The sequence below is a fragment of the Okeania sp. SIO2C9 genome (assembly GCF_010672455.1).
Lineage (GTDB): Bacteria > Cyanobacteriota > Cyanobacteriia > Cyanobacteriales > Microcoleaceae > Okeania.
This window is the reverse complement of sequence record NZ_JAAHGO010000071.1, coordinates 1-13,719: the sequence shown is the minus strand read 5'-3', so window position 1 is coordinate 13,719 and position 13,719 is coordinate 1. Positions and strand designations below refer to the sequence as shown.

The 13,719-nt window shown below is 36.2% G+C and carries 8 protein-coding genes; 4 read left to right on the top strand and 4 right to left on the bottom strand.

Annotation, left to right across the window (positions count from 1 at the left end):
• Nucleotides 1-841: 841 nt before the first annotated feature.
• Nucleotides 842-1,795: an Rpn family recombination-promoting nuclease/putative transposase gene (locus F6K23_RS32195; RefSeq protein ID WP_293163739.1), complete on the bottom strand. Its 954-nt coding sequence runs from the start codon at nucleotides 1,793-1,795 to the stop codon at nucleotides 842-844.
• 1,339 nt (nucleotides 1,796-3,134) lie between these two features.
• Between F6K23_RS32195 and F6K23_RS32190 the strand changes: the two genes are divergently transcribed.
• Nucleotides 3,135-5,270, top strand: coding sequence for a DNA-binding protein (locus F6K23_RS32190; RefSeq protein ID WP_293163737.1), 2,136 nt, complete (start codon nucleotides 3,135-3,137; stop codon nucleotides 5,268-5,270).
• An 820-nt stretch (nucleotides 5,271-6,090) separates the two neighbouring features.
• On the opposite strand, the gene F6K23_RS32185 is transcribed toward F6K23_RS32190, so the two are convergent.
• Nucleotides 6,091-7,173 carry a DUF1611 domain-containing protein gene (locus F6K23_RS32185; protein ID WP_293163734.1) on the bottom strand — a complete coding sequence of 361 codons (1,083 nt, stop codon included), beginning with the start codon at nucleotides 7,171-7,173 and terminating at the stop codon, nucleotides 6,091-6,093.
• A 915-nt stretch (nucleotides 7,174-8,088) separates the two neighbouring features.
• Between F6K23_RS32185 and F6K23_RS32180 the strand changes: the two genes are divergently transcribed.
• Complete coding sequence (locus F6K23_RS32180; protein ID WP_293163731.1) at nucleotides 8,089-9,525, top strand: sodium:alanine symporter family protein; 1,437 nt, start codon at nucleotides 8,089-8,091, stop codon at nucleotides 9,523-9,525.
• 744 nt (nucleotides 9,526-10,269) lie between these two features.
• Here F6K23_RS32180 and F6K23_RS32175 read toward each other — a convergent pair.
• A complete protein-coding gene (locus F6K23_RS32175) occupies nucleotides 10,270-10,500 on the bottom strand; it encodes a hypothetical protein (protein ID WP_293163728.1) in 231 nt (76 codons plus the stop codon).
• Nucleotides 10,501-11,361: 861 nt separating this feature from the next.
• Nucleotides 11,362-12,294, bottom strand: a complete 933-nt coding sequence (gene era / locus F6K23_RS32170; RefSeq protein ID WP_293163725.1) for a GTPase Era — start codon at nucleotides 12,292-12,294, stop codon at nucleotides 11,362-11,364.
• A 188-nt stretch (nucleotides 12,295-12,482) separates the two neighbouring features.
• On the opposite strand from era, the gene F6K23_RS32165 reads away from it, so the two are divergent.
• The gene (locus F6K23_RS32165) at nucleotides 12,483-12,890 is read left to right on the top strand and encodes a hypothetical protein (protein WP_293163722.1); all 408 of its coding nucleotides are present in this window, start codon (nucleotides 12,483-12,485) and stop codon (nucleotides 12,888-12,890) included.
• A 28-nt stretch (nucleotides 12,891-12,918) separates the two neighbouring features.
• On the top strand, nucleotides 12,919-13,380 hold the full coding sequence (locus tag F6K23_RS32160) for a hypothetical protein (protein ID WP_293163719.1): 462 nt from the start codon (nucleotides 12,919-12,921) through the stop codon (nucleotides 13,378-13,380).
• Nucleotides 13,381-13,719 lie beyond the last annotated feature (339 nt).

The window sequence follows — 13,719 nt, the reverse complement described above, 5'->3', positions numbered from 1 at the left end:
AAAGATAGCGATCGCGATTCTTGATGCACTACCATCTATTGTCCAATAGTTATTGCTCTACTGATTAAACCTCAAAGCTTTTACAGCTTATAGTTTCAGCCTTTTTCACCTCAAACATTGATGCACTACCATCTATTGTCCAATAGTTATTACTCTGTTGATTCACGAAAGATAGCGATCGCGATTATTGATGCACTACCATTTATTGTCCAATAGTTATTGCTCTACTGATTAAACCTCAAAGCTTTTACAGCTTATAGTTTCAGCCTTTTTCACCTCAAACATTGATGCACTACCATCTATTAGTTATTACTCTGTTGAGAAAGCTTTCATATAGCGATCGCGATTATTGATGCACTACCATCTATTGTCCAATAGTTATTACTCTGCTAATTAAACCTCAAAGCTTTTACAGGTTATAGTTTCAGCCTTTTTTACCTCAAACATTGATGTTCTCTTGATCTATTGTCCAATAGTTACAGATGTTCTATTGATTTATTGTCCAATAGTTATTACTCTGTTGAGAAAGCTTTCATATAGCGATCGCGATTATTGATGCACTACCATCTATTGTCCAATAGTTATTACTCTGCTAATTAAACCTCAAAGCTTTTACAGCTTATAGTTTCAGCCTTTTTCGCCTCAAACATTGATGCACTACTATCTATTGTCCAATAGTTACAGCAATTTTCACGCATTATGAAGTACATATGCGGAGCAAGTGCGGCAGCTATATACTTTCATGCAACAAAGCCCTTCACAAGATTTACGCACAGACACTCAATTCAGTGAGGGCGAATGCCATTCGCCCCTACATACTGATAACTGATAAGCGCCTCCCCTATTGCCCATCAAATTCTGCCAACCAATTAGATAAATCTTCCAAACGATTAAAACTTAAAATTGCTCCTCCTAAATCTTCTAACTTTTCCATAGATAACAGTTGAATATTCTCTCTGATTATTCCAGTTATTTCTCCTGAAAACCTTCTCTCGAGTTGAGCTAATATTAATCTCTGCATTGACAACTTACCAACTTCTAATCCTTCTTCTAATCCTTCTTCTCGTCCCTCCTCTCGTGCTTCCTGTCGAGCTAATATAATTTCACTTGTACGGTCTTCTAAAAACATTTCTCGCTTGTGTACTTCTTCTAATTCTTTTCTAGATAAATTTGCTTGATTAGCAATATTTAAAGCTTTTTTTATCTCTTTAACTTTTGCCAGACTATTAGGAATAACTTCTAAACTGGGGGCTTCTTTCATAAAATAAATCCATTTATCTGATAGACTTTCTAACTCTTTTAATTGTTTGGGAAACTTTGGTAATTCTACAAATATCATTGCCACTTCTTGGGGTCTGTAGTCAAATAATTTGTTTTTCTCCTTAAACACAAAATGATTAATATATTCTGCCGTTTCATCAAACATTTCAAAATCTGTAATCGTCAAAGCAATTACTGGTTTTAATTGTCTATACCCTTGCCCAGTACTTAATTGATTTCCATAAGTTTTACAAAGATTATAAACCACTCGCTTTTCAAAAGCAGGAACACTCAAAACCTGCACTTCAATAATCACATTAGAGCCATCATTTAAGACAACTTTAACATCTAAATAACTATCTTTTAAACTAATTATATCTCCAGGATTATAGGGGTCAATTATTTCCAAGTCTTGAATAATAGACTCACCATAATATATCAAAGCATTTAGGAAACTAATCAAAATATCTTTACTCTCAGTTGAGCCAAAGATTTTTTTAAAGGCAAAATCAGTTTTCGGGCTAATAAATCTCATAGTTTTACTCTGCTTATGAACTAAAATTAAAAATTTCGGCGTTGGTGAATTTAGCTATGATTGTGGAATGGGCATCTTGCCCGTTATGCACGACACCATCACTGTATTTATACCAATTTTAAAAAAGAATGTTACGAATAATAAGCACCATAAAAAGACTTTCAGATAAAGTATATTTCACGAAAAAGGTAACTTGCAATATCAAAAATAGCATTAAATCTATCCCCAAGTGCATTCTAAATTCTAGATTTGCGCATTAGAATAAATACCCTAAATATTTGTAGCAAACATTTATCAATAAAGGTAACTTGCAACATCAAAAATAGCATTAAATCTATCCCCAAGTGCATTCTAAATTATAAATTATAAATTACAATAAATACCCTAACTATTTGTAGCAAAAATTTATAAAATTGGTATTAGTGCCCCTGCGCAATTATGATATATATTCTTATCAAAATAATATCGGTCTAATACCAATTTTCATGCATTATTGCCACACTTGGGCAGTACTTCATTTGTCAACTAATCAATGCAATAAAAATCACTTTTTTGCTAATTTAAGCTAACTTAATGTTCTACCAATTTGAAACAAGAATGTTACGAATAGTAAGCACCATAAAAAGACTTTCAGATAAAGTATGTTTCACGAAAAAGGTAATTTGCAACATCAAAAATGGTATTAAATATATCCCCAAGTGCATTCTAAATTCGCGCATTCGCGCATTAGAATAAATACCCTAACTATTTGTAGCAAACATTTATCAATTTGGTATAGCAATATGATTTTAGTTGTGAGATATTGGAAACTTTTGCTTTAGGGAATAGGGAACAGGGAATAGGGAACAGAGAAGAAGAAAAAACGTATCATATGAATATAATAATTGCTATATTCTACACTTTTAAGGAACATCTCAATTCTCACAACTCATTCCTGATTGCTATATTAATTATTCTTATTTTTACTTCTCCCCTACTCCCCTACTCCCCTGCTCAACAAAATTTAGAAAAGTTTTTGAGAAATAGTATAAAACCCCGCTTTTTAAAGCGCAATATTTTTGGAGCGAGGCTTAATATCATGTTCGGTTGAATACTTACACTTTGGAGGAAGAAAGGCAGGAGGCAGCGGGAGCTGGAGGCAGAAGGGAAGAAAGGGTTAAAAGGGATAAAGTTTTTTTATAACTGACCCGTCCGAACATGATATAAATCCCCGTTATAGAACTTCCGACTTATGACTTCTGACTTCCGACTTATGACTTGGTTAAGTTGATTCACCAACGCCAAAATTTCAAGCTATACTGTAAACGAAAAAACAATCTTAGGGTCAACAACAGTACCCATGCAGTTGCAACGTCAGTTTAGTGGACAAATCGTCACATTAGACACCCAAAACTTGATTGGTGGGGGTGGAGAAGGTCGTATCTATCCTGTGCTACAAGACCCATCCTTAGTGGCCAAAATTTACCACAAACCCACAGATGAAGATGCCGATAAACTAACAGTAATGTTCTCTCACCCACCAGACGCACCGATGGCAGCCGGACATTCAGCGATCGCATGGCCTGTAGACCTACTACACACTATCAACAGTAAACAGCAAATCATCGGTTTTCTGATGCCTCGTGTTTTTAGAGCAGAACCGATACATATATTCTATAATCCCAGAAACCGTAGGGAACAAAAACCCCTCTTCAACTATCGTTATCTTCACCGCACAGCTCGTAACTTAGTCGCAGCAGTTAATGCTCTACACAAAAGTGGATATGCAGTCGGCGATATCAATGAGTCAAATATGCTGGTGACAGATACTGCTTTAGTAACCCTAGTTGATACAGACTCATTTCAAGTGCGCGACCCCTACACTCTAGAAGTTTATCGTTGCCCAGTGGGAAAACTAGAATTTACCCCCCCAGAATTACAAGGTCAAAGTTTCCGGGAAGTCGATCGCCTACCAGAACATGATTTATTTGGGGTAGCGGTGTTAATATTTCAGGTTTTGATGGAGGGAACTCACCCCTTTGCCGGAGTTTATCAAGGTAGAGGTGAACCACCCAGTCTTGAAGCTCGAATTCAAGCAGGTCATTTTCCCTACAGTAAAAAGCGAGTTCCCTATCGCCCAACCCCACTTGCCCCAGATTTTAAGATTTTGCATCCCAGAATACAAGAATTATTTATTGATTGTTTTGAAAAAGGGCATAAACATCCTACAGAGCGCCCAGACACTAAAATTTGGTTGCAAGCACTACGAGAAGCAGAGGATAATTTAATAATATGTCAAAAAAATCATCAACATTTATATGGTAATCATTTAAAATCTTGTCCGTGGTGCGATCGCACCAAAAAATTAAAAGGCCGCGACCCTTTTCCATCAAGGGAAGCAGTGCGAAATCAGAAACATCTGCAACCAGCTCAACCGAAGCCACGAAAATTGTTGTCGTTGAGGCCGCAAAAAACTACTACTACTCCCCGAAAACCAGTACCACCAAAACCCATTATTATAAACAGAAAAATGGGTCAATATCAACCTTTATTAACACCTATTCTGACTAAAACTAAACCGCCATCATTACCAATAATTCCTCTACCAGGTGGTGGAAATGGTATTGCTGGCATTGCTAAAGATGCTATGTGGGGTAGCCTTTGGGGAATATTGTGTGCAGCAGCAGTAGCAGGTTTAGTATTAGGAATAATAAAAGGCAGCCTTGCAGTTTTTGGTGGTACGATCGTGGGAATATTGTGGGGAGGGTTTTTCGCATTAGCTTGGCAATATATTATTCCTGTGGGAATGTCTGGTAGCAGTTTAGCTTTAACTGGAGCATTTTGGGGAGGGTTTATTGCAGTTGCTATTAGTGGTAGTATATATGGAATTAGTAATCGTCTGGAGTCATTCGGACAAGCAGTTTTATTTGGAGGATTTTTAGGTACTATTTGGGGTGGTATTTGGAGTGCTTTTAAACCACCTTTAACATTGCCTGGGGCTGGACGAATTTGGGGCAGACGTGGTTTATTTTTAGGTGCTATTTGGGGTGCTTTTTTAGGAACAGTTATTGGGGCAATTTTAGCTGGTATTTTTGTGTTTCAGGAAAGTATGAAAGAGAATAGTAATTCTTGGCTGGAGTTATTATCAATATTCATAAGTAGTATGATTCCGGCAATAGGTGTAGGTGCAATGGGTGGAATAATCGGTGGTGCTGTTTTAGGACCAATTTTAGGAGCGCCAACTTTACCTTTATCAAATAAATTATCAGGAATTAGAGGTGCTTTTTTAGGTGGAATTTGGGGTTGTTTTTTAGGAGTAATTATTGGAGTAATTTTGGGTGGTATTTTACCACAATTTGGCTCGATAGATTTAGTGAGAGTTATGCGAATTGATGAAGATTTTACCATTATACTTTCAACGATTTTTGGGGTTGGTTTAGGTGCAATTGCTGGCTGTTTTTCTGGAGCAGCTTGGGGAGGTATGGGGAAATGGTAATTTCAGTTATCAGTTATCAGTTATCAGTTATCAGTTATCAGTTATCAGTTTAACCTTTAAAACGCCATGTGTAGGGGCGAATGGCATTCGCCCTCTTTTGACTTTTAACTTCCGCGTAGTGGCACTAGGCAATGTTTTTCCCACTGTTGCCTGTTAGCGAATAATTAATAATTAATTATTAATAATTAGGGCTTGCTGATTAAATATCAAAGGATTGACTGATATTGGTTTTAGCGTTTTTTGGTCTAAAAAAGTGCCAGATTTTCAGCTCAAAAAGCCCAAAAAGCTAGTATTTTGGGACGATTATGGCAGAAAAATCACTCTGACAATTTTTCCGACTACCTCCTCTATAATTCCCCGTTCCTCCTGTCTCCTGTCTCCTACCCCTACTAATACCAATTTGATAAATGTTTGCTACAAATAGATAGGGTATTTCTTAGAATTGCCTACGGAATGCTCCGCAAACAGAATTCAGAATTCAGGAGTCAGAATGAATAGATTTAATACCAGCTTTCAGGTCGTAAATTCTCTTTTTTGTCAAAGGGAAATTTCCTACAAAATCTTTTTATTGCACTTATTATTCGTAACATTCTTTTTTCACGCTTGGTATAAAAGACTTTTTGAGCAAACCCTAATTAAATAATTCGCGCCTCCCCTTTTAAGGGGAAAAAAGCTGTCGTTAGCGGAGTTTCCCGAAGGGTGGGATGGATGGGTTTCCTAACCATATCCAATCGACCAAGAGAAGAAATAATATTTCCTTATATTCAATTCCGTAACGGTTAAAACCTTCTTGTAATTATCAATTATCCATTATCAATTATCAATTAATGAACTGTTCCCTGTTGCCTATAACTGCATCCAATAATAGCTCCGCACCAAAACGTACAGGATCAGTGCAAGGCAAACCAGTCTCTATTTCCATTTGAGCGATCGCTTCTTTCGCAGCCATTTCATCTAAATGAAAAGTATTCATGGCAATACCAACAACTCGCACTGGTTCCATAGCGCCACCAGCAGCGGCCACCATCTCATACAACTCAATTACTTTAGGTAAGGGTGGAATCAAAACACTGGGATGATTGCGAATATGAGTTTGATTAGCACGATGCACCAAGATTAAATCCGTGGGTTGAGTACCGCGCAATAATGGGAGAGTAGCAGTAGAACCAGGATGCAATAGAGAACCTTGGCCTTCAATAATCAGTAAGTCGTGGGTATTGCCAAACTGCATAATCATTTGTTCCACTGCTCCAGCAGCAAAGTCAACTCGCACTGCATCTAAAGCAATACCATTACCAGCAATCATTAAACCTGCTTGTCCTGTAGCGAGGAATTTAGAATTGAAACCTCGCTGTTGAGCTGTAGCATTTAGTTCTAAACTGGTAGACATTTTACCGATCGCCATATCAGTACCCACTGTTAAGACTCGGCGACAAGAAAGTGTTCTGGCTTTCCCACTGGCAATAGTTAATCCTTGAGGTTCTTGACGCACATCCCATATCCATTGCGTAGGTCGCAATAGTGGTTGAATTTCTGGATGATTTGCCAGAGGGGTATGCAAACCGTTGACCACTGATAACCCAGAAGTAACTGCTTGTTTGATTTCTCCAAACCATTCATCAGGTAAAGCACCGCCTGAAGGAGCTATACCTATGACTAATACTTCTGGGTCAAAAGCGATGGCTTCGCCAACGGAAGCAACTATTGGTATATCGCGGGGAATTTTAGTGAGTTCGGGTAATGATTTTCCGGCACATTGGCGATCGATGACAGCAACAATTTCTGCTTGACTGTAGCGCAATAGTGACAAGCCAGTTTTGCCTGATGGACCCTGGATGCCATTGTGTAGCAGAATTGCTATTTTACCATTTTGAATTTTTGATTGTGTATTTTCTGTAGTCATGGTTTTTTAACGAATGAATTTTCTTTGTCTGTACAAGTAATAGTTAACTAGCTATCAGTTATTAGCTATCAGCTATCAGCCTAAAAATTTGCGCAATTAGGTATCTGTTTGCGGAGCATTCCAGAACGTCCAAGCTTGGGTAAAACATCCCCGACTTCTATAAGTAGCTTAATTTTAGGAGAGGTTTAAATCCCTTTCTAAAAAGCTGACTGCTGATTGCTGAACTGCTAAACGCTTTTTAATAATGAACCTAGAATACAAATAGAATTCCTTTTATAACTTAAAATCTGTATAGGTAATTTACAAATCTTTGTATAACTTTAACTATAGTATTTAGTTTAAACTAGCATTCATTGAAAATTGTGTAATAATTTGTTAACAATATATTTTTAATAAATGTTCCTGATTCTATATTGAAAAATCATAAATCCATGAGTATATTTTAATGATAAATTATGATTTTTTTTTGCCCATCAGACATAATTAAATGCAAAATTTTCCTCAAAAATTAGTCAAAAATATGCTGTTGTCCATAATATTTATTACTACAGTAAATTTTACCGATAAATTGTAGGTATGCGCCTCCCCTTTTAATAACTATCCACGATCGGCAAAATTATTTACAAAAGTGGATAATGCCTATTATAAAAAGCTTACGAGCATTTTGTTCGTTTTACAAGCTTTGACAAATTGACTAACTTGTGTACTCCTAAAAGTTGTTTTTTGTGGTTGCGATCGCAACCACACTAGGAGTTTTCAGACTTCAAAACATCAAATGATATTTTTGTCAAGTTTTATGAAAAGAGAAAGATGTTTATAAAGCATAGTTTTAATAAGGGGATAAAAAAAAGAGAATCCCGTATTTTCTTGCCTTCTTATTGCAGAGGTACTGATAACTGATAACTGATAACTGAAATGACTGTCTTAGCTTTCACAAAGGTCGAAAATACTAATATTTTTAGTACTATTGATGGAATTTTTCAAAAGTTAGTAACCATCCTAGAAAAAATTATCTTTTTTGATATTGCTGGTTTCCCACTAATTGTATTGTGGCTAATTTTAGGAGCAATTTTACTAACATTTCGTATGGGCTTTATTAATATTCGAGGTTTTAAACACGCTATTGATATCGTGAGAGGAAAATATGATTCCCCAGAAGATGAAGGAGAAGTTACTCACTTCCAAGCTCTTGCCACAGCTATTTCTGGCACAGTGGGTATAGGGAATGTGGCAGGTGTAGCGATCGCTATCCAATTAGGAGGACCTGGTGCTGTATTTTGGATGATTATTGGTGGGTTATTTGGTATGACCAGCAAATTTACCGAATGTACTCTCGGTCTGAAATACCGAAAAATCAACTCAGATGGTTCTATAACCGGAGGCCCAATGTACTATTTGTCTAAAGGTCTAGCTAACATGGGATTGCGTGCAATGGGGCAAGGAATGGCCACTTTATTTGCATTCTTCTGCGGACTATCTACCCTAGTTGGTGCTAGCATTTTCCAGACTAATCAGTCTTACGTCGCCGTTTCTAATGTTATACCTGGTTTATCAAGTTGGGTTTATGGTGCGATCGTGGCAATATTAGTAGCGATCGTCATTCTGGGTGGGATGAAACGTATTGGTGCAGTTGCTGGTAGTTTAGTTCCAACAATGGCAGTTATTTATATTGTTGCTTGTCTGTGGATTTTAGGTATTAATTTTACACAAATTCTGCCAGCTTTTGGTAAAATTATCACCGAAGCTTTTTCTCCTTCAGCAGTAGTTGCTGGTGGTTTTGTCACAACATTTTCTATAGGGTTAAGACGGTCTGCTTATTCTAATGAAGCAGGATTGGGTACTGCATCTATTCCCCATGCTTCTGCTAAAACTAATGAACCAATTCGAGAAGGAATAGTAGCTTTATTAGAACCATTTATTGATACGGTTATTATCTGTAATATGACAGCTTTAGTAATTGTAATTACAGGAGTTTATCAAGATTCTCGGGAAGGAATTGATGGAGTAAAAATGACTGCTGATGCTTTTGCTTCAGTTTTTAGTTGGTTCCCTTATATATTGGCTTTTGCTGTTTTCTTATTTGCTTTTTCAACTATGATTGGTACTGCTTATCAAGGAATAATTTCTTGGAACTATTTATTTGGCAGTCAGACAACTATTATTCCTAAAATTATCTATATTTTGGGTGTAATAATTGGTGCTAATGTTAGTGTTGGTGCTGCATTAGATTTTACGGATATGATGCTTTTAGCTATGGCTTTTCCTAATTTAATTGGTTGCTATTTAATGTCAGGTGAAGTTGCATCCGATCTAAAAAATTATATGCTTCGTTTGCAGTCAGGAACAATTTAAACAATTAATAATTAATAATTAATAATTGCCTCTTCTTTTCAAGGAGAGGATTGACAAAGAGATGAAAATTTTTCTTCACAGGAGTCGATTGGATATGGCGCAGGTTTCCTCGCCATCCCACCCAACGGGGAAGCTCCGAAGATCGACCGCTTGTTTCTCCTTTAAAGTAGAGGCTTTAAACCTTAATTATTCGGTAATAAATATATAGCAGATCTTATACTGATGAAGTAAAAATTCCTTTGTTTTAGGCAACAGGGAATAGCGGGACTTTAGCAAATTTCAAACCCAAACAAACCCCAAACTCTCTTGATGAGCGTTCAACAATGAATAATGAATAATGAATAATGAATAATTACCTCTTCTTTTCAAGGAGAGGATTGACAAAGAGATGAAAATTTTTCTTCACAGGAGTCGATTGGATATGGCTCCGAGACCTCGCCATCCCATCCTAGGTCATGCTGCGCAAACGACCGCTTATTATCCCCTATCCAAGGGGAGGCGCATACCCACAATTTTTCGGTAAATACGTCGATGTTTTCATCTAACCACTTGATAAAACGGTAAGATATCACTGTACGATCAGGCTTCTAAAGTATCAGTAAAAGTCTTTAAAGGTTTGTTAGCCCAACGCCTTCTTATGCCTCCAGTTAACTGATGCCAGATAATAAATATATAAGCACGATAAGACTAAAATAAAATGCCTTTTTAAGCTGATTTTATCTCTGACTTTATCTTCTCTTAGTCCTAACCATCATGAGCGCTTCTAATCACGAAAACTTCGACCCAATTTCTCTTAGAATAAGTAGAATATATCCGCTCTGGAGTTACATATTTGTGTTCGATATTAGTGATATAATAGTTAATATCACTGGCATCATAAAAATTTTTAGCATTCATCACGATAGCTATAGTTTTTTGACCTGACATCCTAGATAGTTGTACTTCTAATGTGGCTACCCAAACTTCGTGATTCATTTTTTGTGCTTAGTTGAACTAAGTTAAAGGCTTGTGGGGATATACTTTCAGCTAGCTGGTCTAATCTAATTTCCTCTTTAATATTATCCTGTTTTTTGATGATTACTTTTTCCTACGGAATGCTACGCAAACGATTTTTAGCTAATCCTCCTATATAAGTTAAATTTATTTTTTCTCGTTGATTCAAGAATGATGTATTGTTACCATATCCCCCATCAATTAATATCATGTCCGGATAATTAGTTATAAAAAAACTTTCTCCTTCAACTCCAGTTCTTCTTCTTTCTTCCCTCTTTCCTCCTGACTCCTGACTCCTGACTCCTGACTCCTCGGTAGTTATTTATTTATCACTGTTCAACCGGACATGATATAACACAATTTTTGGCCGATGTCCTCGCTTACAAACATTGGTCAACTAGAGACATTGCTAAGTCTGGTTTCTTAACAAATTCTGGGTCTTTTTTTCCTACCATTTATTAGGTCGTAATATCAAATCCGATAGCATCGGTATAATTAGATGGGGAGATGGGGGATGGGGAGATCGAGAAATATTTAGTAATGGTTGAAGATGGAACATTTTTTTATACCGAATTAAACGGATTTGATATAATTTATCGTTTTAGTCCAAGGAAAATCTCCTATCCTATAAAGTCTTTGAATTGGCAAAATTAATTCGTAACATTATTTTTCCAAATCAGAACTATATTCAAAATTTATATATGTAAAAGCTGATTAAAAAATTATGATAGCCAGTTTATTTTTCCTGTAAAGCTAAAATTTTTGAGGTATATGATCGGAATTATCTATACTACATCACACCATATCAATTATCCTCCTGTTATAACTAGCGTGTAATTTCTTTTATTCCTCAACTTGATACCCCAACTCTTCTAATTGAATCCGAGACTGTCGCCATTTAGATTGAACTTTGACAAATAATTCCAAATACACTTTGCCAGCAATTAACTTTTGAATTTGTTGACGTGCTGCACTTCCAATAGTCTTTAACATATTCCCACCTTTACCTATAATAATTCCTTTCTGAGATGAGCGTTCAACATGAATAGTAGCAAGAATACGAGTAATAGTTGTTTCCTCTTCTACTCTATCAATAGCGATCGCTACTGAATGAGGTACCTCTTCACGAGTCAACAGTAAGATTTGCTCTCGGATCAATTCCCCCATAATAAAACGTTCTGGTTGGTCAGTTACTAAATCAGGAGGATAATAATAAGGTCCAGCTTCAAGATGTTCAATCAACAAATCTTGTAGTCCTTCTACTCCTTCCCCTGTAAGAGCAGAAAATTTCACTATTTGCCAAGAGTGAGGATCGATCAACTGATGATAACTAGCTTCTATTTCCTCATGATCTTGAGGTTGTAAGTCTAACTTATTCAAACCTAAAATCACAGGAATATGTATTTTATTGAGTAAATCTATAATATATCGATCGCCCCCACCAGCTATTACTGACCCATCCACTACCAGCAACACTACATCCACAGATTGGATTGCTATTTTAGCATTTTGAACTAATACCTTGCCCAATTGGTGATGAGGTTTATGAATACCAGGAGTATCAACAAAAATCATCTGCGCTGCTTCTGTAGTCAAAATACCACGCAGACGATTACGAGTAGTTTGAGCAACTGGGGAAGTAATAGCAATTTTTTGCCCTACCAGTTGATTCATTAGAGTAGATTTGCCAACATTAGGCCGCCCTATTATACCAACAAATCCAGATTTGTATCCCGCAGGTGCTACGGGAATTATCATGCTTGTGGACAATTCCATTTTTGTATTTTTTTTAATTTTATATGTTTCAAAAATAACAACTTATTCAGTAAAATTTTTTTGATATCAACTGATAGATACTATACATTTTTCTTGTAGTTATAAGAATATTATCAAAATACAAGGATTAAAGTATATTACGTGGTGTGAGTTTGAAGTGACTCATTATCAGTAAAATATTAATTTCAGTGCTTAGTAAGCAATATGGAATTGAGTTTATTAAGACTGAAGAAAGTTATACAAGCATTGCTAGTTTCTTAGATGGTGACTATCTTCCTAGTTATGGTGAAAAACCCAATGATTGGAAGCCTAAGTCCTTCAGACAAGCTTCCCTAACAGGCAAAAGAACTAAGCGTGGATTGTATCGGACTGCTAGTAATTGGTATATTAATGCAGATGCAAACGGGGCTGCTAATGCCATCCGTAAAGTAAGCATAACACTAGGTTTAGACCTTAGTGAAGTGTGTGGGGCGAAGTCAAAATCGCCCCACAGGATTCGACTGTGGTCAGTTAAGTGGAAGAATTCAACAGCATCAAGGGCAAAAACTTTAGAAACTTTAAAGATTCGGCAAACTAACTTGTTAGTTGACATCTGATTAAATTGATCTAGAACTAGGAAAAAAAATGAAAAAATTTTCTACATTATTAGGAAGTGTTTGTGCTTTAGTAGTTGCAAATTTGCCTATGCCAACTTTGGCAATACCATCTGATTTCGACTACAAATCTGGCAAGGAAGAATATTATCCATTACCAGATTTGTCTATTCCTTACAGAACTTTACCCAGAAAATTTGATTTTCCAATTATTACTGAAATTGATGTTGATGACAGCATCAGAACTGATTCTCCAATAACTGATGCTTTTGTTAACAACCTACCTCCTATACCCACTGGAATTACTTTAGATGAGCTTTTGCGTTACAGGGCGGAATATACTGCTTCTATACAAGCTTGGGGAGAAGAGGTTACAGAATGTTTGAATAAAAAACCACGATTATTGAGAGTTAGCACAGGCAACCCAGTTATTATTAATGGAGTAGAAGGCACAATAGTTCTAAATGCTAACAATCGTGCCGTTTGTAGGTAAAAAATAATGAATAATGAATAATTAATAATTAATAATTACCTCTTCTTTTCAAGGAGAGGATTGACTCAAAGGAAAATTTTTTCTTGAAAGGTGAGGCTTTAAACCTTAATTATTCGGTAATCTAAAAAAATCTAAAAAAGAAAGCTTGCTTCTAAATGAAATGAATAGAAACAAGCTTTCTTTATTTTTTTACTTTTTCAAGACAATAATTAAGAAACAAAGAAGGCTGCATAGTCAGAAGTAAAGATTGAAATGAGGTCAAGTCCTCGGTCTGTTAGTGTGTCTAGGCTGCATACATTACTGCATTTCCACCGAACACCTATAAACGGGTAGTCTTCC

Bases quoted from the DNA above. Each gene is read 5' to 3' on its own strand.
- F6K23_RS32160 (WP_293163719.1), top strand. From the start codon at position 12,919: ATGAAAAAATTTTCTACATTATTAGGAAGTGTTTGTGCTTTAGTAGTT.
- F6K23_RS32180 (WP_293163731.1), top strand. From the start codon at position 8,089: ATGACTGTCTTAGCTTTCACAAAGGTCGAAAATACTAATATTTTTAGT.
- F6K23_RS32175 (WP_293163728.1), bottom strand. From the start codon at position 10,500: ATGAATCACGAAGTTTGGGTAGCCACATTAGAAGTACAACTATCTAGG.
- F6K23_RS32190 (WP_293163737.1), top strand. From the start codon at position 3,135: ATGCAGTTGCAACGTCAGTTTAGTGGACAAATCGTCACATTAGACACC.
- F6K23_RS32185 (WP_293163734.1), bottom strand. From the start codon at position 7,173: ATGACTACAGAAAATACACAATCAAAAATTCAAAATGGTAAAATAGCA.
- F6K23_RS32195 (WP_293163739.1), bottom strand. From the start codon at position 1,795: ATGAGATTTATTAGCCCGAAAACTGATTTTGCCTTTAAAAAAATCTTT.
- era (WP_293163725.1), bottom strand. From the start codon at position 12,294: ATGGAATTGTCCACAAGCATGATAATTCCCGTAGCACCTGCGGGATAC.